Raw genomic sequence first — 26,896 nt, forward strand, 5'->3', positions numbered from 1 at the left:
TCTACTTCTTAGTGTTGCTTAAAGCATAACTCCATCGCCCGTTAAATGACTGATAGGCATTAACTTTAGCGAGTAGCGATGAAATTTTTGAATCGACAGCGTTCTCTTGCGCTATTAAAACATCCTGACGCGCATCTAACAACTCAAGATAAGGAATTTGCCCTTCTTCGTACATTGCCTGTGCTTGTAAAAATGCTTTATTAGCAAAGTCATAACGCTCATCGGCAAAGCGTTTTTGCTGTGCTTGATTGACCAACAATTGCAGTGAAAGTTCACTTTCACTTAGTGCACTTAACACCACTTGTTGATAATCGCTGTAAGCGGCCTCACTTAAAAACTGCTGCGCGTCACGCTGCGCTAAAAGCGCAGGATAACTTAAAATAGACCACTGTAACTGCGGCGCTACTTGCCACTGTTGTTGTGTATCACTAAAGCCATTACTACCTAAACTAAGTACTCCAGCAAAACCACTTAAACTTATATCTGGCAATAACGCTTTGCTTGCGGCAACACTTAAACTGTTAGCTTGGCTAAAGTCATAAAGCGCACGACTAATATCGGGTCTTAGCGCAATTGCATTATTTGGCTCATTAAGAGACACCTTAAACTCATGCTCTAAAATAGCTTGTTCATTACTTAATTCAACGTTTTGCGTTAAACGCCCAGTAAGCACGGCAAGCGTTGACAGGTCGCGATATTTTGCATATTCAAAAGCAGGAACAAGTGCTTGCTGCTGTCTAAGCTGCGCCATAGTACGATTTAAATCAAGTTCGCTTGCAACACCTTCATCAACGCGAGCTTGTAGTACGTCTATGCTTTGTTCAAGCGCTTCTATTTGCAGCGCTACAATGTGTTGTTTTTCAACATTACCCTGATAGCTTACAAACCCTTTAACAACCGACGAGACTACTTCAATCTGAAGTAAACGTACTTGCTCTGCTTGGCTCATAGCCGATGCATTTGCCGCATCAACCAATGCTGTAATGCGCCCAAACAAATCAAGTTGCCAGTCGAGCGCTAAATTAGCAGTTGATTGGCGGCTATTTACATCGCCTAGGCCACTGCGCTGAGCACTAATTTCAGCACCACCTTGCGGCAGGTATTGTGCTTTTTGCTCACCTAATCGTGCGAGCGCACTTTTAAGCGTTAATTGGCTAGTTTTTAAATCGTAGTTATTTGCAAGTGCCTGAGTTACCAGCTGATTCAATTGGCTTGATTCAAGCCCTTTCCACCAGCTTGTTTCGTCAGCGCCAGTAAGCTGCTCAGCAACGGCTGCTTTTGCAACAAACTCATTAATTGCGTTTTGCTCACTGAGCGTATCTATTTTGCTCGCACAGCCTGATAAAAACGCAGCCACCAATACAGTACTTATTGTTAAGCGTGTTTTTAGCGTTTTATTTGCTAACTTATTCATGTGGTAACTCCTGCGCTTTTTCTTTTTTATTTACTACAAGCATATAAAATACCGGTGTAAACAATAAGCCAAACACGGTTACACCAATCATGCCTGAGAACACGGCATTACCCATTGCATGGCGCATTTCGGCTCCTGCGCCGGTTGCCAATACAAGCGGTATAACACCAGCTGTAAACGCAATTGAGGTCATTAATATTGGGCGCAGGCGCATACGACACGCCGCTAATATGGCATCAAAATGTGATAATCCAGTCTCATTTTGATCTTTCGCAAATTCAATCATAAGAATCGCATTTTTGGATGCCAAGGCAACTAATACGATTAATGCTATTTGCGTAAATATATTGTTGTCTGAACCTACAAACCACACACCAAGTAACGCTGAAAATATGGTCATTGGCACGATTAAAATAATAGCCAATGGTAAACGCAAGCTTTCATACTGAGCAGCAAGTACCATAAATACCAGTAGCACTACCAGTGGGAATACATACACCATGGTATTACCCGCAAGTACTTGTTGGTAAGTAACCTCAGTCCACTCGTATTCAATACCACTTGGCAAGTTATCAGCAAGGATTGCTTCAATCGCCAGCTGTGCTTGATCTGAGCTGTAACCCGGCGCTGGGCTGCCGTTAAGTTCTGCACTTGGGTAGCCGTTGTAATGCATTACACGGTCAGGACCAATTGTTGGTGTAACCGTTAATACTGAACCTAATGGCACCATGTTACCCGCGCGGTTTCTCACTTTTAAATTAAGGATTTGGTCAGGGTCTAAACGGTAATCAGCATCTGCTTGCGCATTTACCTGGTACGTACGACCAAACAAGTTAAAGTCATTTACATACACCGAACCCAAGTAAATTTGTAATGCATTAAATACTTCATCAAGTGGAATACCCTGAATTAGTGCTTGTTCGCGGTCTACATCTATATCCATTTGTGGTACTTGAATACGAAAACTTGAGTAAAGCCCCATTAACGCAGGATCTTGCTGTGCTTTACCAATAACCGTTTGCAGGCTATTAAATAACGCTTCGAATCCTTTGTTTGATCGGTCTTCAATTTGCAACTTAAAGCCACCTGTTGTGCCTAAACCTTGAATTGGCGGTGGTGGGAATACCGCGACAAATGCTTCATCAATTGCGGCAAACCGTTGGTTTAGCTGCGCGGCAATAGCCATTGCAGATTTACTTGGATCGGCGCGGTCTTCAAACGCATCTAAAGGTGTAAAAACAATACCGCTGTTAGGGCTATTGGTAAAACCATTTACCGACAAACCAGGAAAAGCAACCGTATGCGCAACACCCGGAACATCTAAGGCAATTTGCTGCATTTGTCTTAATACATCTTCAGTGCGGTCAAGGCTTGCTGCGTCTGGTAACTGAGCAATCGCCACTAAGTATTGCTTATCTTGTTGTGGAATAAAGCCACCAGGTACGGTATCAAACAGTTTAATTGTACCGCCAACCAGTGCAACATAGGCCACCATAGCAATTAGGCTTAGACGAATTAGCTTTTTAACCAATTTTTCGTAGCCCTTTGCGCCACGGTCAAATATGCGGTTGAATGGTTTAAATAACCAACGACCAAATAATTTATTTAGTAAACGTGTAAATGCATCTGGTTTTGCATCGTGCGATTTTAATAACAGCGCTGCTAATGCAGGTGAAAGTGTTAATGAATTAAACGCTGAGATAATAGTCGAAATTGTAATTGTAAGTGCAAATTGCTTATAAAACTGACCAGACAAACCCGTAATAAAGGCGGTTGGAATAAATACTGCACTTAATACCAATGCAATAGCAATAATAGGGCCGGTTACTTCGTTCATAGCAACGCGGGTGGCTTCAAGTGGTGATAAACCTTGCTCTATATTACGCTCAACGTTTTCTACAACTACAATCGCATCATCTACAACAATACCGATGGCAAGTACTAAGCCAAATAACGATAAGGTATTAATCGACACACCCAACCACTGCATAACAGCAAACGTACCAATAAGTGAAATAGGCACAGCAATAAGCGGGATAATAGACGCACGCCATGTTTGTAAAAATACAATAACTACAATTACAACCAGTACAATGGCTTCAAGTAACGTTGCAATTACTGCGTCAATCGAGCCGCGTACAAATACAGTAGGATCGTAAACAATGTCGTATTTAACCCCTTCTGGAAAATCTTTTGATAAACGCGCCATGGTTTCGCGCACTTGATCCGAAAGCTCAATAGCATTAGAACCTGGGCGCTGATATATAGGCATTGCGAGCGCTGGTTGAGTGTCTAACTCTGCGCGCAGTGAGTAAGTATTTTGCCCTAATTCAACACGTGCAATATCAGATAAACGTGTTAACTGACCTTCATCGCCTACTTTAATAATTACTTGTTCAAACTCTTCAATACTATTTAAACGCCCTTTCACGTTTAATAGTATTTGGAATTGGCTGTCGTTTGATACCGGCTGAGCACCTAAGCTACCTGCGGCCACTTGTTGGTTTTGCGAACGAAGCGCAGTTACAACATCGGTTGCTGTTAGCTCACGTGCTGCTAATGCATCTGGGTTTAACCATACCCGCATTGAGTATTTGCCCGGACCAAATAAGCGAATGTCGCCTACACCAGGTAGTCGTGCAATTTCGTCTTTAACATACAAATCGGCATAGTTAGATAAATACGCGGTATCGTGTGTTTTTTCTGGCGAATATAAATGCACCACCATGGTTAGATCCGGTGATGACTTTTCGGCTACCACGCCTAAACGTTGTACTTCTTCTGGCAAACGCGGCAATGCACTGTTTACACGGTTTTGTACTTGTACTTGAGCACGGTCTAAATCGGTACCCAATGCAAATGTTACCGTTAGGGTCATACGCCCATCGCTGGTTGCTTGTGAAAACATGTACAACATGTTTTCAGTGCCGTTTATTTCTTGCTCCAGTGGTGTTGCCACTGTTTGAGCAATAACCGTTGGGTTAGCACCGGGGTAACTTGCTGTTACAACTACTGTTGGTGGAACAACTTCTGGATATTCACTTACCGGTAGCTGAAATAAAGAAATGCCACCTGCAATTAAAATAACTAAAGACAACATAGCCGCAAATATCGGCCGTTGAATAAAAAAGTGTGAAAATTTCATCAATAAACCTTATTGCTTAGCCACTAAGCGTGATTCGTCATTAGAGAGTGTGAATGCAACATCACTGCTGTCTATTGTCACTGTGTTTGGTGCAATTGGCATACCAGGGCCTACGCGAGCAGGACCATTTACGGCAATCACATCACCTTCAGACAAACCCGATGTTACTGCGCGAAGCGAACCATAACGCTCACCCACAGTGACTAATTTGTACTGCAATACGTTGTTTTCGCCAACGGTTAATACAAAGCGATTTTTTAAATCAGTGCCGATTGCTCTGTCTGGCACAATAATTTGTTCACTAATTGAATTAGCCGCTAATTTAATACGCGCAAATGACCCTGAACGAAGTTGGTTATTATCTTCGTCAAATACAGCGCGCACACGCAAAGTACCCGTAGAGGCATTAATTTGGTTATCAATAAAGTTGATATACCCTTTGTATGCAAAGTCGTGTTGCCCTACTTTTTGCATAACAACAGGCTGGCGGCTAGCGGCTGTTACATTACTAAAAGCACTATTCCAAGTGCGTTCATCAATATCAAAGTATGCATACATTTTTTCGTTAGAAACAATGCTTGTTAATACACTTTGACCCGCAATAATATTATTACCTCTAGTAATGTTTGCACGCGAAATAACACCATCAATTGGCGATACAATTGAAGTGAATTCTAAATCTAGTTCGGCTGATGTAAGCTGTGCTTGCAAAGCAACAAGCTGTGCTTCACGTTGGCGTAAAACAGATGTACGAGATTCAGCCTGCTCAGTAGAGATTGCTTTACGCTGTGTTAAACGTACCGCGCGTTTAGCTTCACTTTTTGCTTGTTCTAATGCAGCTTGTGCACTGTTAATTTGTGCTTCAAGGCTTGCTACCACAGCCGCAAATGGGCGGTCATCTAACTTAAATAATAGGTCGCCCTTTTTAACATTGTCGCCTTCATTAAATGCAATGTGATCAATAACACCTGACACACGCGGCATTAATGCCACTTCTTGAGGAGACTCTAAACGCGTTGTATAGGTGTGCCAATTCTGTACTGGTTTAACAAGTACCGTTGCAACATCAATTGGTTGAAGATGTTGCGCCTGAGCTGAAGGTGGTGTGCTTTCGTCAGCACAACCCGCAAGTGTTAATAATGCGCCAGCGAGTGCAGCAGCAATTAAATGTTTTTTCATGAAGACGCTCCTTTTATAATTAGTGTTGCATAGTACGTATTAAGCTTGCGGACAAAAAGCATAGATTTTTAAATTCATTAGTGCCAAAATGGCATCAATAAATTAATTAGGATGTAATAATGGATACGACAAGTCGGCTTTTGATGTTGCTTGAGGTGGTAGAACAAGGCTCTTTTGCCAAAGCGGCTGAAATTCGTAACATTGACCGTTCTGTTATTTCTAAGCAAATTAGTCGCTTAGAAGACGAGCTCGGCGTTAGGCTACTTAATCGCACGACTCGCTCATTTTCACTCACTGCTGCAGGCGCAGAAATGATAAAAAAAGCCGCTGAGCTAAGAGAGCTGCTTGGTGAAACAGTGCGCATGGCTGAAAACTACCATTTAGAGCCCCGAGGCGTATTAAAAATCACATCATCAACCTTGATCGGACGCCGTTACTTGCAACCGGTACTGAATAATTTTCAAAAACGCTTTCCTCAGGTTGAGGTAGAACTTCGTTTAGATGATAGGCTCGTTGATATTGTGTCCGAAGGCTTTGATTTAGCATTTAGAGTTGGCGAGCCAAAAGATTCATCGCTTATTGCTCGTAAAATTGCGCGTAACCGACTATTAATTGTCGCAGCACCTGAGTTTATAGAGACTTATGGGATGCCTAAAACAATGGAAGATTTAGCCGATTTGCCCGCAGCAAGCTATGCTAGCAATTCTATAAGGGTTGAAGGAGTCGATTACTACAATAGTAAAGGTGAGCCTTGTGAGCAAAAAATAAAGAGCGTATATCGTGCAAACGATGCGGAAGTACTCCTAATGAAAGCAATTTCAGGCACGGCCTATTTTGTAGCACCCGCATTTATAATTGGCAATGAAATCACCGAAGGTAAATTAATTCCGCTCTTAACGGATATAAAATTGATGGAATACAGTGCTATGTATGCTGTGTACCCACATCGTGACTTACCTGTGCGAACGCGATTGTTTTTTGATGCGGTCCGAGAGTACTTAGGAAAAGATAAACCAATTTGGGAAAATGGCATTCCTAACTTTGAACAAATGTATTAAACCAAGTTGAGTAGAGTTTTCTTCAATACGTTAACCATATACTTTATTGCGCCCAAGGCGTTTTGCTTTATAGAGTTCTTTATCTGCTGAGTTCACAAACTCAAGAAGAGTTTGACCGTTTTTGTATTCAGTTACCCCAATACTGATGGTTAAATTAATCACTTTACCGTCGATGTCTATATTAGTGGTTTCAACTATCGATCTTAGTTTTTCTGCAGCGGCAAATGCATCATCAGCGTTTTTGAATGAGCTAAGAAGTGCAAACTCCTCGCCTCCGACTCTAAATACATACCCTTTAGCGAGAGTCACTCTTAACAATGCAGCAATTTCTACGAGTACTTTATCGCCGACATCGTGACCATATTTATCATTCACTTGTTTGAAAAAATCTAAATCTAATAAAAACAAAAAAAGTTGAGATTTATCTTGTAGTTCCACTTCAAAATAATGGCTCATTGAAAGTCGATTGCCTGCTCCTGTTAATGGATCAAGTAATGCTAAGTTTTTTAATCGTTTAGAAGAATGTGCCCTACTCACTTCAAAAATATGTGACACTGCCCATATACTTATATACGTGAGTGATAAATTTAAGCTTAGATTAAATGTGGTAAAGGGGAGCAATGGCGACTTTTCGAATAAGATAATACTTTGCAGACTAAGTAAGGACGCTGATAAAATTACCCCTGCGTATTTACCAAGCAGAAGATAATACAAAATGGGGAGCGCAAATGACCAAATGAATACACCATTTTTAGGCGTTGCTATGTAAGTTCCAAACACCACTATTAATGTAATAAGCGCGCACATTACAATCGATTGCCAAGCTTGAAGCGGTTGTTTACCTAAGCGAATAAAAGTGTACAAACAATATAAAGAAAAACATATTTCTAAATAACCAAGTGTATAAAAGTTGTTTACTGTTAAATTAAAGGCAGAAAAGATTGCAGATAAGCTGCCAAAGCAGAAGCACATCCACCTAAGTACATTCCATCTCAGAACTTTAGTACTATTAAGAGCTGCGATATCCATTCATAAAACTTAATAATGAAATAAAAATCCAGTTTAACGTGAAAAATAGAGATAACAAGCTTTACAAATATAAAATTCTGAGTATTAGTACTGTTTTTAATAAGTTAAGCTAGGGCGTGTTGACCTTTGGTGGGTGAATTTGCAGCAGTGTGTTTGGTTTTCAGGCAAGGCAGAGCCTATGTAGTGTGGTTATTCCCCATCAATAGGCGATACCGCAACATAAATACCAAACACGCGCTGCCAGTTGGCTCATCCTAAGAGCCATTTATTCCTTGTTGCATACATAGATGTAACAAGGAAAGTAACGCAGAAACTGTTACCAAATTCGCAAACTTCACCCTGCGATTAAATCGCCCTTCCATAGTAATAAAAAAACACTTTATTGCTGCGGGCTTATTTATACTTAAAAATCAGCTAGCCACCCAACATCGATAAATTAGTCGTAATACCCGTATTACCTTGTTGCAATAAGTGAGATGGCTTTTTAGTTTTAATATAGCGCGATAACAATGCGATTAACGCTTCGTTTGAATCGCTGTTCATATGCTCTCTTAGAGAGATGCCCTCTTCAGAGAATAAACACAAATGTAAATTACCTAACGAAGACACCCTTAATCTATTGCAGGTACTACAAAAGTCGTTGCTATAGGGCATTATTAAGCCAATATTGCCTTGATAATCTGGGTGCGAAAACTCTTGCGCGGGGCCCGCTGAAGCACCTTGAATGATACGTTGCCACCCTTTTTGCAATAACTTGGTTTTTATTGATTCACCTGAGAGATGGTTTGCATCAAAAAAATCTTTATTATCGTTTGTCTGCATCAATTCAATAAAACGAATAGTGACAGGTCGGTGTTTAAGCCAACTTAAAAAGGTGTCTAGCTCTGAGGCGTTATATTGTCTCATCAGTACACTATTTATTTTTACTGACGAAATACCGCTATCAACCGCTGCATCTATACCACGCATCACAGACGCAAATTTATCGTGCCCTGTAATTGAGTTGAACATACGTGGATCAAAGCTATCAATACTCACATTAATGGCACTTAAGCCGGCATTTACCCAATCATTAATGTTTTTTTGTAAAGAAAAACCATTTGTGGTCGCGGCGATTTGACTTATACCGGTTGTGTCTTTTGCTGCGCGGATGACATCTATAAAGTCTTTTCGAAGCGTTGGCTCCCCGCCGGTAATACGTACCTTTTTAATACCATGATGAGCAAATGCTTTAATTGTATTACTTATTTCGTTAAGCGAAAGAAAGTCTCGGTCGTGGTCACATTGATAACCATTTGGTAAACAATAAACACACTTAAAATTACACACGTCGGTAATTGATAAACGTAAGTAACTAAATTCTCGTCCTGCTGGATCGACTAACATAACTAAACCTTGGGTATAACTTAAGTATATTTATTACATGTTAAAGAGGTCGCATTAAAATACAAACCTCTTACACATATACTGCTTTTACTGTTTTATGTTGACAAGCCCTTTTTAAGCTCATCTGGTTTCATAGGTAGGTTTCGTAAACGAACGCCAACCGCATTAAACACGGCATTACCAATCGCGGGGGCGATACCAATAACGCCCGGCTCACCTAAACCAACCGGAAACTCGTCACTTTTTATAAATTCAATATCCATATCCGGTACATCTTTCATTCTAAGTGGTAAGTAAGTATTAAAGTTGGTCGCTGAAACCTGTCCGTTTTGATACGTATTTGATTCATGCAACGCAAGGCTCGTTCCCCAAAGTGCAGACCCCTCTAATTGCGCTAACGCGCCATCAGGATGAACTATTAAACCTGCATCAACAACAATATACAGCTTTTTAAGGGTAATTTTTCCATTACCACGATTTACATGCACATGTGCCGCTGTAGCAATCCATGCAGGCATTGTACGTTCTTGCCCTGAGCTCGCTGAAAAGCCGATACCTTCACTTTCACCTAACTTAATATTGGCTACTTTTTCAGATACTTTTGTAAGTACGTTATGCAAGCGTGCTGCCCCGCCGATACTCTCTGGTGCTTTACCTGCTTGCTTGCCTTTTGCATCTAGCATTTCAAGGCGAAAAGCAACAGGATCTTTCCCCTGTTTGTGTGCAACCTCGTCAATGAACGATTCAAGGCTCCACGCAATCCAACCAGGCCCAACCGAGCGTAACCATCCTGGAATGAATGTGCTTTGTACAAGCTCATTATTAATGGCTCTTGCGCGATGGCTGTTCATGCTATACCAATGATCGGCACCCGATGCAGAAAACGCGTCAAACTTGCCTTTTCCATCAACACCTGGGGATAAAAACCCCGGTGCCATTGCCTTGGTTGGCCAACCCGCAGCAAAAGCATGTTCTAAGCCCGTGAAAACGCCGTTTTTATCAAACGATGCCGTCATTTTTGCAACAGAAGCTGAGCGTGATTGGTCAAATAAGCTGTCATCAGCGCGAGTAAATACAAGTTTTACAGGTTTGCCTACTGCTTTAGCTGTAAGGGCTGCGGGTACAGTCCAATCACCAAATAATCTACGACCAAAGCCACCACCTAAATAATAAGGGCGAATAATGACTTTCTCTTGCGCTACTTCAAGTGCTTTAGCTATCGCAGGTAGTGTTAGCGACTGCCATTGATTACCGGTATGGATAATCCAATTTCCATCTTTATACTGAGCAAGGGCATTTAAAGGCTCTAATTGGTAATGGCTAGCGGTCGCTGTGGTATACATTGATTCAAGTAATTCTTTGGCATCGTTTTGCGTTTTCTTAATATTGCCTTCATCAACAAATAAAGTGCCTGAATCGGTTTGCTCACACAAACGTATACCCTCTTTTTGAATATCAGACTCAGTTACGTTTGCTGCGTTACCTTTTTTATACTTAACCTTTAGTACATCAACCGCTTTAATGGCACTGGGGTAGTTATCAGCAAGTACAACAACCCACCCTTCTACCGTATTACTTGGGTCGGTTAAAATCTCATAACCTTTGTACCCTTTAATAGCTTTTGCTGCTGTGTCATCAACACTTATCACTTTACTGCCAAACCGTGTTGGCGGAATTACTGGACGAGCATAGAGCATCCCCTCAACTTCTACGTCAATACCATACACAGCAGTACCATTGGTTTTAGCTGGTATATCAAGCGCTTTAAAATCTTGTTTAAGCCCTGTTAAATGGCGTTTATTGGCAGGTTTTAGTGGTAAAGTAGCAACTTCTTCACTTGTAAAAGTACGATTAAACTCATCTTTTTTAACTAAATCAGCATAACTAACAGATTTATCGCCAGAGATTATATACCCTTTTTCAGCGTGGCATGTATCCACAGCCACACCCAACATTTTTGCGCCTGCTTCTATTAGCGCAATTCTACCAGCGGCACCTGCTTGGGAGAGTGGTTTAAAGCTTTGAAAAACCGACCACGAACCGCCAGTTACCATATAACCCCATTTTTCATGGGTATCTACATACGTAATTGATACTTTTTCCCAATCACATTCCAGCTCATCTGCAACTATACGCGCTAATGCAGTGCCTATATGTTGACCCATTTCAGCCTTTGCAATGCTTACTTCGACGCCACCTTCGGTGTTCATTGTCCACCAAATTGTAGGAGAGAATGCTTGCTGAGCTATTGATTCTTTAGCGCTTAGCGAGCCCGAAAAAAATGCTGGAGCAAACGCCATAACCAAACCTGCGCTTGCAGTACCAATCATGAACGAACGGCGGTTTAAATTAACGGTTTCACTATTTTTTGAAATAATTTTTTCATTATTAGCTCCAGTTAAGCGTCTTGTGCGTTTGGATCAAAAATATTGACAACACTTTGTGACTCATCAGCCGCTCGTTGAATCGCTGTTTTAATGCGTTTGTATGCCATACAACGGCAATAGTTGCCGTTCATATAGTTGGCTATTTCGTCTTCAGAGGGATTTGGGTTCGTTGCCAGTAATGTAGCTGCTTGCATTATCTGGCCCGATTGGCAGTAACCACATTGTGGGACTTGTTCGTCAACCCATGCCTTTTGCAGTGGGTGTTCGTTATTTAATCCTTCGATGGTAGTAATTTTTTTGCCCGCAATAGCGCCTACAGGCAACAAGCACGAACGCGTAGCTTGTCCATCTAAGTGCACAGTACACGCACCACACATCCCAATACCACAACCAAATTTTGTCCCTTTTAGTCCAATTTCATCACGAATAACCCATAACAACGGTGTATCTTCACTTGCGTGTGATTCAATCACCTTGCCATTAATTGTAAACGTCACCATAGCTTGCCCCTTGATTAAGCTTTTATAGTAACTCTTTAAGTTATTCGTATAGCTTAAAGAGTTACTATAACTATTAAAAAATGTAATTACTGACCTTACTCATTACTTTTGCCGTGAAAATACTTTACAGCGTTTTTCTATAAACTCATGGAGTTGCGCTTCAGTGTCTATATCCAAACTCGCACATTTTAAATTAACAGTATTAACTTCTTCATCATTGCAACGCAGTAGATGCTGCGCACCTTTATCTGTAGTTAAGTCGCTAAGCTTCGATAGATCAACGTTAGGAAATATCGCAGGCACGCCTAAACGCTCGCCGTAATTAGCACACCAACGAGCAGGATGCTTTTTAAAATTTGCAACTAATTCACTCAAATGTTCTGTAGTAAGCTCAACCTGATCAGCAAGCATAAATAAAATACCATCTGGCTGCTGATTTTTTAAAATAGCTTTTGTGGCTGTCGCAATAGAATCACCTAAACCTTTATCCCATTTTTTATTTTCAATCAGCTTAATATTTTTATTATTTTCGAGCGTGTTTTTTACTTCTTTATGCCATGCACCAGTGACGACAAATACAGGTGAGCTATCAAGTGCTTGTATAACATCAACCGCACGTTCAATCATCGTTTGGCCTGCGCCAATATCGGCAGTTAACTTACAACCATTGAACCGTGATGACTGCCCCGCCGCTAATATCACCTTAGCGATTAACACTTTTCATTTCCCCAGTTACTCAATGAGGTGGCATTTTTATTTGAAAACACGGCGTGTATTTCGCTAATGAGTGAAAGTGCAATGCTCTCTGGTGAGTCGCCGCCTAGATTTAAGCCTACAGGACCAAATACAGGTGACTTTACTTTCTCTAGCGAAGTATTCGCCTGCGTTAGCACTTGCGCACGTCTATGTTTAGGGCCAAGTAAACCTATGTATTTAAATGCTATATCAGCGAGTACGCAAAGCACACTAGCATCAAGCTCAACACTGTGGGCCATTAAAACAGCGGCATCCACTTTGTTTTCTATACAATACTCACGTAATTGATTTGGCTTAGAACGTAAAATAGCATCAGCATTTGTAAAGTACTGCCTTTTAGCATTTGCTGGACGCGTATCCCATACGGTTACACTCCAACCAAGTTGTTTAGCAAGTGTATAAACAGGCACCGCGTCTGCCCCACCTCCTACAATAAGTATATGAGGCGCAGGGTAAATAGAAATATCTAAAAACGTTGCATCATTAATTTCAATCAGTTGAGCTTTTCGATTAATTGATAAACCTTGTTGCTCTGCGTTTAGAGCAAATTCCCCACAGCCACTAGGTATAATAGGGTTCACTTGTTGAAGGTAGTGCCCCGCTATATTGTCGTTAAGTGCTTTTCTCATATGTTCAAGCTGCAAATACTCGTTAGCCTTATGAATTGGCTGAAGTAAAATATGCACTATACCGCCACATCCAATACCTAACTGAAATGTTAAATCATCTTCATCTGTTGCATCGTAACTTATCGTTTTACTAGTTAACGTGCTCATTACTTGCTTAGCATGTCGCTGTATGTCAGCCTCTAGGCAACCACCAGAGAGCATACCTAAACGCTGCCCTAAACTCGAAATAAGCATCATTGCGCCTAGCTTACGATAACTAGAACCTTCTATTTGATACAAAGTGGCTAAAACCCACTCTTGTTTATCTTTGAGAGGCTCCCAGCTATTTAATATATTTTTTAAATCAGTAACCATACACTTTTACCTTAAAAATCATCGTGTGTGCCGATGATTACTGCCACTTTACGTGACAATTTTTAGATTCGTTTAAACAACTACAAAAATTGAACAGCAACCTTACTTTGCCGTAACCTTATGTAACACTTTTATAGCAAAGTGATTGATTATTAATGTTTTAGCCCTCAATAATATCATCCAATGTGTCGATTAGCTCATCAAAACGTTCATTTACATTTTCGCGTTGTTTATCACTTAAAGTGGTATTTAACTCATTTAATAAATTTACATATAAACTAAGGTTTTCATCATTAATTTTAAGCAGCTCTGGGCTCATATATAATTCACGTTCTTTTATAACCGTGCTTAATTGCTCAATAAACTCAGATTGCGTTAAATTTTCACTTTCAAATACTTGCTTAGCAGCATTTAAACGCTGTTGTTTGTATTCGAGCCACAGCTCACTTGAGTCCTGATGTTTATCGTTGGTCAGTTTAATTAGTATTTTTTGCTCAGCATTAAGTTTTCCGAGCCATTGCTCGTAATATTCTAATTGTTCTTCTAAACGATCTTTTTTACGTGCTATAAAAGTTTGCTCGTTAAGTTCATCGCGTTCTTCATCAATTTTTTCTTGAATATTATTTATGAATGTTTTGCGCTGTAAAGGCGTTAAATTTTCACCTAATTCAGCCAAAGGCAAATAAGCGAATTCAAGTAAATTTCGCCAATGTTTTTTTGCAAAAACAACGTGTTCTTTAAGCTGAACGGGTTTTAAACCTTCGTTAAACAAGGTTTTTATATTTTGTATATCTTGTTTGTATGCTGGTAACTGCGTTGACCTATGCCAATGCTGTGTTGTTTCGATAATTTTTTTAGTTGCTTGTTTTGTTGTTTATTTAAATCAACATAATCATCAACCCAAAACGATGAAAGCCAGCTTAAATTATTATAAGTAAATGAGGCAGAGCAACTGCATAAAAACAACATGCTAATAGCGACGCCTACATGTTTGAATTTTTTCATTTTAGTGTTGTTTAGCATCCCATTCCTTTTTTAACTTATATTGTTATTAAATAAATTCATTTGATAATAATTATCATTTACTATTGACTTGCATTCTATTGCAAGTGATAATCGTTCGCATAAACACAGTGTAACGACCTCAGTGCCTAAGGAAGAAGTTACAGCAAGGATGCTGATATTTAATTAAGAAGACTGTGCCGCTTCGTGTTTGCTACTTACTCGACCCAAGTAATCAGCACTCAAGATCACAATTACTTGCTACATTGCTCATATTAGTGACGGTTGATATGACTCAAAAAAGCCCTAACGGGCTTTTTTTATTTCTTTAAATTTTCTGCAATATCTGTATCTTACACACCACTTATAAATTTACTTCATGCAAAAAAACTCTGTTTTGAACTATACATTACATATTCAGCCAAACTAGAAGCACTGTATCTTGCGTTTATATAAAAGCTGGCGTAAAACATAACAGTAGACACTTCTTTTTGCACTCACATTTAAACGTTACAACAGTCTATTTAGCGCATTAATTTGTAATAAAATGACGTTTGACTAATACATATTGCAACGATTACTAATTGGAGACATGAATATGTCACAGTTTAATTTAAAAACTTTAATACTTGCTAGCGTGTTGCTTACAAGCCCTTTTGCCCATGCAGGGCTCGAAGATGGCATTAAAGCAGCTAATGAAGGTTACTTTGAAGAAGCCCTGAAAGAGTTTGAATACCTTGCTGATAAAGGTTATGCACCTGGAATATATGAACTCGCGAAGTTATATGAAGGGGGTTACGGTGTAATTCGCGATTACCGTAAAGCCGCTCAACTTTATCAAGAAGGTGTTAAGAAAAACCATGTAGACTCTATGTTTGCATTAGCGGTGTTATATGATGAAGGCAAGGGCGTTAAGTTAGATAAACAAATGGCGTTAAACTTATTTGAAAAAGCAGCCAATAAAAATTTACCCGCTGCGCAGTTTAATCTTGGTGTTATGTACGCGAATGGTGATGGCGTTAGCCACGATTTTGAACTTGCAAAAAAATGGTACGAAAAAGCAGCCGCTAATAATTACTCACTAGCGCAATTTAACTTAGCACTCATGTATTTTGAAGGTTTAGGCATGCCAAAAGACTTAGAAAAGTCATACATTTGGAATACTATTGCTGAATACAACGGTAATATGCAAGCAAGCCATAGCCGAAAGCTCGATGAACGAAAAATGCTACCTAAAGAAGTTGAGGAAGCTAAAGAAAAAGCGGACGCTATTTATACCAAAATTTTAGCTGGTACATATGCAGGTGAAGGCCGATTGTTCTAATCTTTATATTCACTAAAGCTGAACTATTACCATAGTTCAGCTTTTTTCATCTGAAGCCACACCTACTTAATATAAAGCCACTTTAAAAGCTTTATAAGCACGTTACTTTGCTTGAGTAACATACCAACTCGCGGATTAAATGAACCTGAAACTAGCGTATTTTTAGCATGGCTAAAGGTTAAAAATCCTTCTTTACCATGGTAATGCCCCATACCTGAGTGCCCAACACCACCAAATGGTACATCATCCGCTGTAACTTGCACTAGCGTGTCATTAACAGCAACTGTACCGCTGAGTGTTTGCTTAATAATATAGTCTTGAGCTGGTTTATCTTGCCCTAAAATATAAAGTGCTAATGGATGGTGATGTTGTTTAATGTAATCAATAGCATCGTCAAGTTTGTTATAACTCATTATTGGTAATATAGGGCCAAATAATTCATCCTGCATGAGCTGCATTTCATCGCTTACCTGTGTAACAATGTGCAGCCCCATGCGGTGTTTTTCTGCATCTTGCTGGTTTTGCTCAAGCGGTTTTACAATCGTTGCACCGAGTTCTTGTGCTTGCGCTAAATAACCCGTTAAACGCTTGTAATGTGCATCGCTAATAATCGATGTTAAGTTTTTACCTTCAACACCCTCTTTAAAATGCTTTTTATAAAGCTCACATAATTGCTGAATGAGCTGATGCTCAAGTGCTTGTGGTACCAATACATAATCGGGTGCGACACATATTTGCCCAGCGTTAGCCATTTTCCCAAATAGTAACGTTTGCGCTGCTTTTTTAATATCAGCCTGCTCGGTAATAACAACGGGTGACTTCCCCCCAAGTTCAAGTGTTACTGGTGTTAAGTTATGACTCGCTGAGGCCATCACCAATTTACCCACCGCAGTTGAGCCCGTAAACAATAAGTGAGCAAATGGCAACGATGAAAACTCACTTGCAACCTCACTGCCGCCCTGAATTACTTTGCAGTGCTCTTGTATTTCGTCGCTAAATAATTTTTCAAGTACCACATTTGTGTGTGGTGTAAATTCGCTCAGTTTTAACATCACTCTATTACCTGCGGCAATCGCTGTTACAACAGGTACTATGGCTAATTGAATAGGGTAATTCCACGGTGCAATAACGCCAACAACCCCTTTAGGCTGATAAGTTACACTGACTTTTGAAGGCCATAAACTTAAACCTACCGCACGATTACTTGGTTTAGACCAGTTAGGCAATTTTTTTATTATATGCGCAAGTGTTTGTACTGTAGGCAGAATGTCGCCAAGTAAAGTGTCAAATGCCGTTCGGTAGCCAAAATCTTTTGAAACTGCATCTACAAGCTCTTCTTCAAGTTCAACAATTCGTAATCGGAGATTTTTTAGCAACGTAATACGTTTATTAATTGGTAAATAAGGCGTACTTAGAAAGGCATCTTGTAACCCATCAAACTGTGTGGTTAAAGAAACTGTATTAGAAGTGTCAGTGGTCAAAGTAGGTTACTCAATTTTCAAAGTTACTGCAGATAATAACCCTGAACTGTTTTTCGAGCAATCACACTAATTTAGCTATAATAGCCAAACAAGTAAGCATTAAGAGTCGTTTTGCCCAGCACTGAGATGATAAGCAAAACGACTCATATCGAGATAGCTATAAGCTAAGTTTAAGTTTGTTTAAAAATTAAATACTTTTGCTGCAATAGTCATCGTCACTAATGTAATTAAAATTATCGCAATAATATTAAGCATAAACCCTGCTTTTATCATATCTCGTATTTGTATTTTTCCCGAACCAAAAACAATTGCATTTGGTGGTGTTGCCACTGGCATCATAAACGCACAGCTACATGCAATAGCTGCTGGAATAACCCAAACTAAAGGCGATCCGAAAATACTCTCCGCAACAGGGCCTAAAAGAGGTAAAAAACCAGCGGCAGTAGCCGTGTTACTGGTTATTTCGGTTAAAAATGTAATTAACGCAACAACCACCAATACAGCCATAACCAGAGGTATTGCGCTTGCACCTTCAATTAAATGCGCAATGTATTGTGCTAAGCCAGATGATTTTATTTGCGAAGCGAGTGATAACCCTCCTCCAAATAATAATAGTACTCCCCATGGTACTTTCGATGCACTCACCCAATCTAAAATTCGTTCATCACTGCCTTTATTGGCTGGTAAAACAAATAATAACAATGCAGCCGCTATTGCTATTGCTGTATCTGAAATTTTAAGTCCAGAAAAATCAGCGAGTAAAGGTCTAAAAACCCAACAAAGAGCGGCTAATACAAACACATAAAACACCCCTTTTTCAGCACGCTGCAAAGGACCAAGGGTCGTCAGTTCTTTTATAAAAACAGATTTACTGTCGTGTAAATGTTCTGTTTTTTCATCAACCTTGTAGCTGAATTTTGTGAGCCAAACCCAACATACTATCAACATAACAATTGCTAACGGAACACCAACAAGCATCCATTGACCAAACCCTATTTCGATTTGATAGCTTTCTGACAAATAGGCCGCCATTAAGGCATTCGGCGGTGTACCTATTAGTGTTGCAATTCCTCCAATGCTCGCACCATATGCAATAGATAACAAAAGTGCTTTAGCAAATCCATCATCCTCTGAGTTTGATTCGCTCACTAAGTGTATGATTGAAAGTGCAATTGGTAGCATCATTACTGTCGTTGCAGTATTTGACATCCACATAGATAAAAATGCTGTCACCAACATCATAGCTAAAATCTGTAAACTCGGCTTTTTACCCGCATAAAGCATCGTCGTTAACGCGATCCGTTTATGTAGCCCCCAACGTTCCATCGCGATGGAGATCAAAAAACCACCTAAAAATAAAAATATTAAGGGGTGCGCATAAGGCGCTGCGGTACTTTTTATAGGTGCTATATCAGCAATCGGCGATATAACAAGTGGCAATAATGATGTTGCAGGTATTGGCACAACTTCACTAACCCACCACGATGCCATCCAAAAAGCTAACCCTGCGGTTTTAAATGCAAGACCAGACATACCACTAGGAGGGTCTATCAAGCACGTTAATAGCATTACAGCAGGGCCAAGCCATAATATAATTTTTTGCGTTAATGTATTTTTCACTGGCTCGTTTTTTATAATTTTCTGAGTCATAATTTGCCCTTAAAATTTGTACTTGAGACCAAGTGCGACACTATTATCCGCATTTTCTTGGAGATCTAAATCGGTATACAAAAGATACGCTGTGGTTTGCTTGTCAAAAACATAGTCAAGTCCAGTACTCCACTGAATCGCTTTTGACTCTTGACGAATTGCAGAGTCATCTTTAGCAAATTGTAATTTTGGAACCCATTTATCAATTGTATAACTTGCACTTAATACATAACCGTTGCCTGACTTAGTCTCATCAACTGATTCCGAATGTTGGTACAGTGCACCTAGCTGTAATTTCTCAAATTTATACACGCCCACGATTCGGCTAGCTGTAATATTGTTCAAAGAATCAACCCTACTTAATGAGACGTAATAAGGTGTATTATTTAAATTACGGTCACCGTAGATTAGCGTCGCTGCAAACCCTGCTTTGTTATTTTTATTATCGTCTTTTGGAGCATAGGTAAACGAAAACTGAGCATTAGACCAATATTGAGATGTGTATGTAAGCGTATCACCAAGCCGATCTTGCCCAGCAATTACCTGCGCCATATCACCTTGGGTTTCATTGAAGTTATCTAATTTTCCTTCGGAGTATTTAAAGCGCGTATCGTTTCTACCTATAACGATTTCACCAAACGCCCCTTTTAGACCCAAATAAGTATTACGTGCTGTAAACGGCTCTTCTGTATCATCCTCTTCAAAGCCTTTCACCTGTACTTCGTATTTAAAAACTGCACTTAAGTATTCATTTAATTTATGCTGACCTTTTATACCAATACGAGAAAAAGGCGCTTCAATTTGCGTACCTTCTTTGGCGTAGCGCATAATACCAGTGTCGGTATTTGCGATTTGAACTTCTGCTTTACCGTAAACGGTATAATCAGCGGCTAAAGTAATACTGGGCAATATTGCTAAACTACTCAGGGGTATAAGCAAAGTAGATAGGTGTGTTGTTTTTATCATTGTGCGTCCTAATTATTAGAATCAACTTATTGTCAGCTCTAATAAGGCAAATTTACTGCCAATGATATAAAAACCTTTTTTCATAACCTTAAAAAAAATTGCTGTTATTATTTATACAAGCGTGTGCGGTTAACCGCACACTTAGAAATGCATGTTGTCACTAAATCCGCACAACTATTCCGTAAACATATCTCGATTAAGATTATATTTACTCATTTTATCGTAAAGTGTTTTACGCGCAATTTGCAGTGTTTCCATGGTATTTTTGATGCTTCCATGATTTTGCTCAAGCGCATATTCAATCAGTGATTGCTCATAAAAAGCCACTTTTTCTGATAAGCTCAAATCAGGAGATAATCCACCAAACTGCTGCGTATTAACCTCGGTAAAGGCAAGTTCGGCGCCAAGTAATACCGCACGTTCGGCTTGGTTTCTGAGCTCTCTTACATTACCAGGCCAATCATAAGCAACTAAGCGCTGTTGTATTTCGCTGTTCAGGGGTGCTGGAGGCTTGTGATAGCGCGTTGCAGCAATGGAACTAAAATGCTTAAACAATAAAAGTATATCTGCTTTTCGCTCTCGTAAAGGCGGAATATTTACTTTAACTAAGCTCAACCTGTAATATAAATCAGCTCTAAACTCGCCTTTTTCAACTAATGACAGTAAGTCTACTTTTGTCGCAGCTACAATTCTTATATCTAAATCAATTGCTTTGTTATCACCTACAGGGGTTACTTTTCGCTCTTCTAAAACGCGCAGTAATTTAACTTGCAGCGACATGGGGGTACTTTCTATTTCATCTAAAAAGACCGTACCGCCTTGTGCATATTCAAACTTACCTTTACGGCTCTGCGTAGCACCCGTGTATGCTCCACTTGCTGCACCAAACAGTTCACTTTCTATTAATTGCTCTGGTACAGCCCCACAGTTAATCGCCACAAAGTTACAGCTCGAACGAATACTCTGATCATGTAAGTAGCGTGCTACGAGCTCTTTTCCTGTGCCGGTTTCACCTTCAATCATTATATCTGTTGGCGTATCTATTACTGTATTTAATAAATGCATCATATGTTGCATTTTGGGCGTATCCCCCAATATACGTACACCCGGCGCAGATGCTTTTTGCACAACCACTTTTAATGCGCGATTTTCCATAACAAGACTGCGCTTATCACATGCTCTGGCAATACAATCAAGTAAGTGTTCGTTCAGCGGTTTTTCGAATAAATCGTATGCCCCTAATTGCATTGCTTTTACCGCAATGGACACGTCGGCATAGCCTGTTAAAAATATCACAGGAAGCTCACTGTCAAAGGCTGTGATTTGCTCGAGTAAAGTTAAACCGTTCATTGTGGGCATATTAATATCGCTAAGCACAATTCCATTATACCGTCGGCTAAGCTTACTAAGGGCCGTACTTGCGTCGTTAAAACACTCTACTGTATAACCTTCTAGTGTGAGTAGTTGTTTTAGCGAATCTCTGATCATCGCTTCATCATCAATCACTATAATGTGTTTACACAACAAACTATCAATCATGCTTATCCCCCTGCTTACTTGAAAGACTAATAATAAATTCAGCCCCACCTTGCAATCTATTGTGTGCGCTTAAAGAGCCATTAAATGAATCAATAATCTGTTTTGATATTGATAACCCTAAACCGAGACCTTTGCTATCTTTAGTGCTGTAAAAGGGCTCAAATAAATGACTAAATACATGTTGTTCAATACCCGAACCGGTGTCTAAAATAGAGAATTTAACGCGTTCTTCAAAACACTCCAAATTGAAGGTCAAATTACGTTCAACAGCACCATTCATAGCTTGGCTGGCATTGGTAATTAAATTAACCAGCACTTGTTCAAACTTAAGAGCATCAACCCAGACGATGACTGCTTCATCAAATTGCGGGGCTGCACCTGCACATTGTCTTGCTTTAACTGCGCGCTAGAAATCATTAATGCATTATTAACAAGCGCAGCAAGCGGGTATGGTCTTAATTGCATCCCTGATGGTTTACTAAAGTGTTTCAGCTGCCCCACAATTTTATGCACTCGCTCAACTAGCCCTTCAATAATAACCAAACTTTGACTTAAGGCTTCGTAATTACCTTTTGCTAATAGCCGCTTAGCACTTGCTAGGTATGTATTAATTGCACTAAGAGGTTGGTTTATTTCATGATTTATACCAGCACTCAGCTGCCCTATAGTAGCCAGTTTAGCTGATTGCACTAAAGCCGTTTGTACCTTTTCAAGCGTTTGGGTACGCTCTATTACTTTTTGCTCAAGACTATGCCTTGAATAAAGTAATTTTTTATATCCAGCAAAACGAGCTAATAAGCTATACCCAATAATAATTAGAAAACTGTAGATAATAATAACCCAAAATAAGCGCGATATTTGTGCGCTATCGACCTTTGATACATCGACAAGAATATGCATTGTGGCGTTAAAGTTATTGAGTTTCATTGAGGACGAAACATATCGCTGTTTATCAATTTTAAATTGCGTCGTACCTTGGCTCTGAGACTGATGCTGCTTTATGTATATTGGTTGATGATCCAGATAAGAACGGCTAGATTTAATCTCCTGCTTTGCAGTAATTCCGAGCTGAGTAAAGCTATTCAAACGCCACTGTTCAATATCAGACATGGCAATAACGTGATCGGGAAGTTGTAAATAAAAATGGCTCCCCTTCGACGTGTTTAGCAACTCTCTATCATTTTCGAACTTACTTACATTAACTTTTAAAACCACTACTCCAATGGCCTTATTATCACTATAAACTGCTTGTGAAAAATATATGCCTCGTTTATTTGAGCGTATACCAAGTGCAAAATAGGCCACTTTATCATCCGTAAAAGCACGTTTAAAATAGGGTCTAAAAGCATAGTTACTGCCCAAAAAAGTGTAATCAGTCTGCCAATTACTACTTGCAATAACATCACCTTGCGTATCCAACACAAAGATGTCAGACGCACCGCTGGCTTGCTGAATATCAGCTAGATAATTATTAATTGCGCTATAATGTTGTGGTGATCCTGATACAAAACTTATCATCAACTCATTATAAGTTAATAACTCTGGGATCGCAGAAAAGCGTGCAAGTTCAGTATCAATATAATTATTTAATTGAGTAACTTGACGTTCAGCCTGAAGGTTTGCTTGCTCAATATCATGAGTTCGTCCGAGAAAAAATGATATCAACAAAATAAATATGGGTAATATACAAGTAATAATGATTCTTTTAGAAAGAGAAAACATACTGACCCACAAAATAACCTGATGAATTTAAAAAACCTAGTTTAACGGCTTATTAGTCATAGCGATATAAACTTTTATTGACAAAAATCAGAGCGAGTAAAAACAAAAAATCACCGCAACCAAAAATGTTCACGGTGATTTTTTATTATACCAATTCACTTCATTAAGTTATCTATTTTGAGGTAGTAAACATTGCCGATAACAAGGTAAAAAATCGTTATTTAGTTGTTCCCAGCAATGACTTCTGCATTGTTTTATCTACTGCATCCATGGCGTTGTAAATCAGAAATTTTGACTTCTGTTAGCCTCAGGTTTTATCCCTTAAATTGATAACGTATTATTGCAGATTGATATAGAGCATCATCTATTCGCTAAATTAGCTTGCAGTTACAGCTCTTCGATTTTTAACATATTTGTATAAACCAATTAATGACGCTGCAATCCAGAATATTTCGATTACAAAACTGGCTAAGTTAAAGTTATAACAAAGGCTGATCAACAATAAAATGGCCCCCGTTAAATTCATCATATTGTACATTAAGCTAGTTGGAGATGTTTTACCTAGCTGCAGTAAAAAGAATGAGCCAACGACTAAAAAAGTACCTGTCATACCTATGATGTCAAATAAGAGTGCTATCACGAAACTATCCTTTATCCATTTTTAAATAACCCAAAAAACTGGCCCGATCCGTGGGGAGGGTATTTTTTCATTCATTGAAACAGCAAAACCGGGCGATTCTATCAAGATGATAAATTCTAACAAGGGCATATGTCCGCATAAGCAATATGCTTATTTAAATGTAACTTTACCACCAATAATTTTATAAGCGGGTATCCCTCTTATCACAGTAGGCCTTGCAAAAGGACGATTACAGTTAGGGCAAATACAGGGCTCTTTTGTGAAATTTTGGCTAATACGTTCTATAAAACATTTAACAAGCGCTCCTTTACCGCCCTTTCGATACTTAAATAAGGGGGTTTTGCAAGCAGAACAAAAAATATCAACCGTTTTTGTTGGCCCTTTTTTATTTGGTTTAGCCATAATTAGTCATTAATTCAAAGTAATACCTAAAGTGTAACAAGACTAAGGCCAAATACCCAAAATTAGGCCCATTAAAGAAAATTGTAAAATATGAAAACTACCATTAATTAAAAACAGCTTCATCGGCCGTTGCTCAAAAATATAACTAAGCCCAAGTGAACTACTAACCCAAAATACACCGATAATAAATCCAGTTCCTACACTTTCACCAACGTTAGGGTTTTCACCTAGAAACAATGCAAGCAAAAAAGTGGCTATAAAAGATAATAAAAAGCTCCCTCCAAAAATTAATTTTGGATCTGCTGATTGCAAATCTAGCTCTGTTAAACCACAACTTTCAAGCCAAGCTTGTTTAAACATTTTATTTGAATACCAAATGCCGCCAAGCATAAAGCAAGAGAGCGCGGCAATTAATACCGCAAAATAATCAACATCAGAAAAATTCATATACTGCCATAACTTATGCATGATGGGTTATTTGACTGTAGTTAATAATTATTAAAGCGGCAAACTCATAATCTGGAAACTAGGGCCTTATATGGACTCCCCGTAAATGTCAAAAAGAAAAAGTTAAAATATCCCCAGTTTTGCACCAGTTAATGTAATAAGATCGGTTGTCATTAATTTCACTTCTAAACCGCGTTTTCCTGCACTTACATATACGTGCTCAAACTGTGATGCACTACCATGAATGTAGGTAGCGAGGCGTTTTTTTGTCCCAGTGGACTTACCCCTCCTAAAATATACCCCGTACTGGCTTGTACTTTTTGTGCAGCCGCCATTGCCACCTTTTTAGATGAAGCTAATTTTGCCAATTGCTTTAAATGAATTTGTTGAGAAACAGGTGTTACTGCAACAATTAATTCGCCTTCATGTGTTTCAAGCACTAATGTTTTAAATACTTGATGGCTATTAAGCTTTAACTTTTCAACTGCTTCAAGCCCATAGTGACTATTGCTAGCGTCATGCTCGTAACTTAAGACATCAAACGGGATTTTTGATTTTTTCAATAGATCGATTGCAGGTGTCATAATACTTAATCATTTTTTATTAACAGTAACAAAAATAAAATTTAAAGCAAAAAAAACGACGCTAAATAGCGCCGTTTCATTATTTATAATAATTTAAATTTACTTAGTTAAATCATCAAAAAACTTTTTAACACCGTCAAAAAAACCTTGCTCTTTAGGACGGTTTTTAGAGCTATCTGTGCCCATACTTTCATCTAATTCAGTCAGTAATTCACGTTGACGCTCGTTAAGATTTACTGGCGTTTCGATTACCACTTTACAAATTAGATCGCCTTGGGCACCACTGCGTACAGACTTAACACCTTTACCACGCATACGGAACATTTTTCCCGTTTGCGTTTCAGACGGTATTTTAAGTTTTGCACGACCATCAAGTGTCGGCACCTGAATTTCGCCACCTAAGCCTGCTGTAGTAAAGCTGATTGGTACTTCACAATATAAGTTATTCGCTTCACGTACAAATATTTCATGCTCGCGAACCGATACCTGCACGTACAAGTCGCCAGATGGCGCGCCGTGCATTCCGGCTTCGCCTTCACCCGTTAAGCGGATACGGTCACCGGTATCAACGCCAGCTGGAATCTTAACTGAAAGCGTTTTGGTTTTTTCTACGCGGCCTTGACCATGACACTTGTTACAAGGATCTGAAATAATCTGACCTTGTCCTTGACACGTTGGACATGTTTGCTGCACAGCAAAGAAACCTTGGCGCATTTGCACTTGGCCAGCACCATGACATGTAGTACATGTTTTAGGTTTAGAACCCGCTTTAGCACCACTGCCGTCACATGGCTCACAACCCACCCATGTTGGTACTTTAATTTCAACTTCTTTACCACGAACCGCTTCTTCTAAGCTTAAGTCCATGTTGTAACGTAAGTCAGAGCCACGTTGCTGACGAGATTGACGTCGACCACCGCCACCACCAAAAATATCGCCAAATACGTCGCCAAATACATCACCGAAATCACCTTGGCCGCCGCCGAAACCACCATGGCCACCACCGCCGCCTTGCTCAAATGCCGCATGACCATGTTGGTCATACATTTGGCGTTTTTGCGCATCGGTTAAAATTTCGTAGGCTTCTTTAACCTCTTTAAACTTTGTTTCGAGATCTTTATCGCCTGCGGTACGATCTGGATGATATTTCATCGCTAAGCGTTTATACGCTTTTTTTATGTCTCGCTCACTCGCATCTTTGCTTACGCCGAGGGCTTCGTAATAATCGCGTTTTGACATATCTATCACACTACTCTTTTCTATTTGCAGCGTAAGCTGCTGGATAAACCGATAAATCGCATC

The 26,896-nt window shown here is 39.4% G+C and carries 21 protein-coding genes and 2 pseudogenes; 2 read left to right on the forward strand and 21 right to left on the reverse strand.

Features of this window, described 5'->3' with window-relative positions; translation table 11 throughout:
• Position 1 precedes the first annotated feature (1 nt).
• The 3 genes from P4S71_RS00825 to P4S71_RS00835 are packed head-to-tail and all read right to left on the reverse strand — an operon-like array spanning position 2 to position 5,738.
• The gene (locus P4S71_RS00825; protein ID WP_096794515.1) at positions 2-1,414 is read right to left on the reverse strand and encodes a TolC family protein; all 1,413 of its coding nucleotides are present in this window, start codon (positions 1,412-1,414) and stop codon (positions 2-4) included.
• Positions 1,407-4,559 (reverse strand): efflux RND transporter permease subunit, encoded by a 3,153-nt coding sequence (locus P4S71_RS00830; protein WP_096794514.1) that lies wholly within the window; start codon positions 4,557-4,559, stop codon positions 1,407-1,409. Before P4S71_RS00830 ends, P4S71_RS00825 begins: the two co-directional genes overlap by 8 nt.
• Before the next feature lie 9 nt (positions 4,560-4,568).
• Positions 4,569-5,738 carry an efflux RND transporter periplasmic adaptor subunit gene (locus P4S71_RS00835; protein ID WP_096794513.1) on the reverse strand — a complete coding sequence of 390 codons (1,170 nt, stop codon included), beginning with the start codon at positions 5,736-5,738 and terminating at the stop codon, positions 4,569-4,571.
• Between the two features lie 119 nt (positions 5,739-5,857).
• Between P4S71_RS00835 and P4S71_RS00840 the strand changes: the two genes are divergently transcribed.
• Positions 5,858-6,796 (forward strand): LysR family transcriptional regulator, encoded by a 939-nt coding sequence (locus P4S71_RS00840; RefSeq protein ID WP_007375510.1) that lies wholly within the window; start codon positions 5,858-5,860, stop codon positions 6,794-6,796.
• 30 nt (positions 6,797-6,826) lie between these two features.
• On the opposite strand, the gene P4S71_RS00845 is transcribed toward P4S71_RS00840, so the two are convergent.
• The 8 genes from P4S71_RS00845 to P4S71_RS00880 all read right to left on the reverse strand — a co-directional run bounded on the left by P4S71_RS00845 (position 6,827) and on the right by P4S71_RS00880 (position 14,842).
• Positions 6,827-7,825 (reverse strand): GGDEF domain-containing protein, encoded by a 999-nt coding sequence (locus tag P4S71_RS00845; RefSeq protein ID WP_337149850.1) that lies wholly within the window; start codon positions 7,823-7,825, stop codon positions 6,827-6,829.
• Positions 7,826-8,239: 414 nt separating this feature from the next.
• Positions 8,240-9,211, reverse strand: a complete 972-nt coding sequence (gene moaA, locus P4S71_RS00850) for a GTP 3',8-cyclase MoaA (RefSeq protein WP_007375513.1) — start codon at positions 9,209-9,211, stop codon at positions 8,240-8,242.
• A gap of 95 nt (positions 9,212-9,306) precedes the next feature.
• Complete coding sequence (locus P4S71_RS00855) at positions 9,307-11,541, reverse strand: xanthine dehydrogenase family protein molybdopterin-binding subunit (protein ID WP_337149851.1); 2,235 nt, start codon at positions 11,539-11,541, stop codon at positions 9,307-9,309.
• Positions 11,542-11,609: 68 nt separating this feature from the next.
• Positions 11,610-12,098, reverse strand: coding sequence for a (2Fe-2S)-binding protein (locus P4S71_RS00860; protein WP_007375515.1), 489 nt, complete (start codon positions 12,096-12,098; stop codon positions 11,610-11,612).
• A gap of 102 nt (positions 12,099-12,200) precedes the next feature.
• A complete protein-coding gene (locus P4S71_RS00865) occupies positions 12,201-12,815 on the reverse strand; it encodes a nucleotidyltransferase family protein (RefSeq protein WP_096794509.1) in 615 nt (204 codons plus the stop codon).
• Positions 12,809-13,837, reverse strand: coding sequence for an XdhC family protein (locus tag P4S71_RS00870; protein ID WP_096794508.1), 1,029 nt, complete (start codon positions 13,835-13,837; stop codon positions 12,809-12,811). Before P4S71_RS00870 ends, P4S71_RS00865 begins: the two co-directional genes overlap by 7 nt.
• Positions 13,838-13,997: 160 nt before the next feature.
• Entirely contained in the window at positions 13,998-14,687 is a 690-nt protein-coding gene (locus P4S71_RS00875) for a DUF6279 family lipoprotein (protein WP_337150159.1), read from the reverse strand.
• Complete coding sequence (locus P4S71_RS00880; RefSeq protein ID WP_337149852.1) at positions 14,615-14,842, reverse strand: hypothetical protein; 228 nt, start codon at positions 14,840-14,842, stop codon at positions 14,615-14,617. The genes P4S71_RS00875 and P4S71_RS00880 overlap by 73 nt, the downstream gene beginning before the upstream one ends.
• A 595-nt stretch (positions 14,843-15,437) precedes the next feature.
• Here P4S71_RS00880 and P4S71_RS00885 point away from each other — a divergent pair.
• A complete protein-coding gene (locus P4S71_RS00885) occupies positions 15,438-16,163 on the forward strand; it encodes a tetratricopeptide repeat protein (RefSeq protein WP_007375520.1) in 726 nt (241 codons plus the stop codon).
• 62 nt (positions 16,164-16,225) lie between these two features.
• Here P4S71_RS00885 and P4S71_RS00890 read toward each other — a convergent pair whose 3' ends face one another.
• The 10 genes and pseudogenes from P4S71_RS00890 to dnaJ all read right to left on the reverse strand — a co-directional run bounded on the left by P4S71_RS00890 (position 16,226) and on the right by dnaJ (position 26,833).
• Positions 16,226-17,644 (reverse strand): coniferyl aldehyde dehydrogenase, encoded by a 1,419-nt coding sequence (locus tag P4S71_RS00890; RefSeq protein ID WP_096794507.1) that lies wholly within the window; start codon positions 17,642-17,644, stop codon positions 16,226-16,228.
• A gap of 180 nt (positions 17,645-17,824) precedes the next feature.
• Positions 17,825-19,294 carry an SLC13 family permease gene (locus P4S71_RS00895; RefSeq protein ID WP_007375522.1) on the reverse strand — a complete coding sequence of 490 codons (1,470 nt, stop codon included), beginning with the start codon at positions 19,292-19,294 and terminating at the stop codon, positions 17,825-17,827.
• Between the two features lie 9 nt (positions 19,295-19,303).
• Positions 19,304-20,260 (reverse strand): porin, encoded by a 957-nt coding sequence (locus P4S71_RS00900; protein WP_007375523.1) that lies wholly within the window; start codon positions 20,258-20,260, stop codon positions 19,304-19,306.
• A gap of 174 nt (positions 20,261-20,434) precedes the next feature.
• Positions 20,435-21,799: a sigma-54-dependent transcriptional regulator gene (locus P4S71_RS00905; protein WP_096794505.1), complete on the reverse strand. Its 1,365-nt coding sequence runs from the start codon at positions 21,797-21,799 to the stop codon at positions 20,435-20,437.
• Positions 21,792-23,521 (reverse strand): annotated as a pseudogene (locus P4S71_RS00910) (sensor histidine kinase). The gene P4S71_RS00905 and the pseudogene P4S71_RS00910 overlap by 8 nt, the downstream one beginning before the upstream one ends.
• 376 nt (positions 23,522-23,897) lie before the next feature.
• The gene (locus P4S71_RS00915; RefSeq protein ID WP_007375526.1) at positions 23,898-24,161 is read right to left on the reverse strand and encodes a CBU_0592 family membrane protein; all 264 of its coding nucleotides are present in this window, start codon (positions 24,159-24,161) and stop codon (positions 23,898-23,900) included.
• Positions 24,162-24,311: 150 nt separating this feature from the next.
• Positions 24,312-24,563 (reverse strand): hypothetical protein, encoded by a 252-nt coding sequence (locus P4S71_RS00920; RefSeq protein ID WP_096794503.1) that lies wholly within the window; start codon positions 24,561-24,563, stop codon positions 24,312-24,314.
• Positions 24,564-24,605: 42 nt separating this feature from the next.
• Complete coding sequence (locus tag P4S71_RS00925; RefSeq protein WP_033029847.1) at positions 24,606-25,010, reverse strand: DUF1761 domain-containing protein; 405 nt, start codon at positions 25,008-25,010, stop codon at positions 24,606-24,608.
• A gap of 123 nt (positions 25,011-25,133) precedes the next feature.
• A pseudogene (gene ybaK / locus P4S71_RS00930) lies at positions 25,134-25,594 on the reverse strand (Cys-tRNA(Pro) deacylase).
• A gap of 99 nt (positions 25,595-25,693) precedes the next feature.
• Positions 25,694-26,833, reverse strand: coding sequence for a molecular chaperone DnaJ (dnaJ, locus tag P4S71_RS00935; protein ID WP_007375530.1), 1,140 nt, complete (start codon positions 26,831-26,833; stop codon positions 25,694-25,696).
• Between the last annotated feature and the right edge of the window lie 63 nt (positions 26,834-26,896).

This window comes from Pseudoalteromonas sp. B62 (assembly GCF_037162565.1).
GTDB classification, from domain to species: Bacteria; Pseudomonadota; Gammaproteobacteria; order Enterobacterales; family Alteromonadaceae; genus Pseudoalteromonas; species Pseudoalteromonas fuliginea.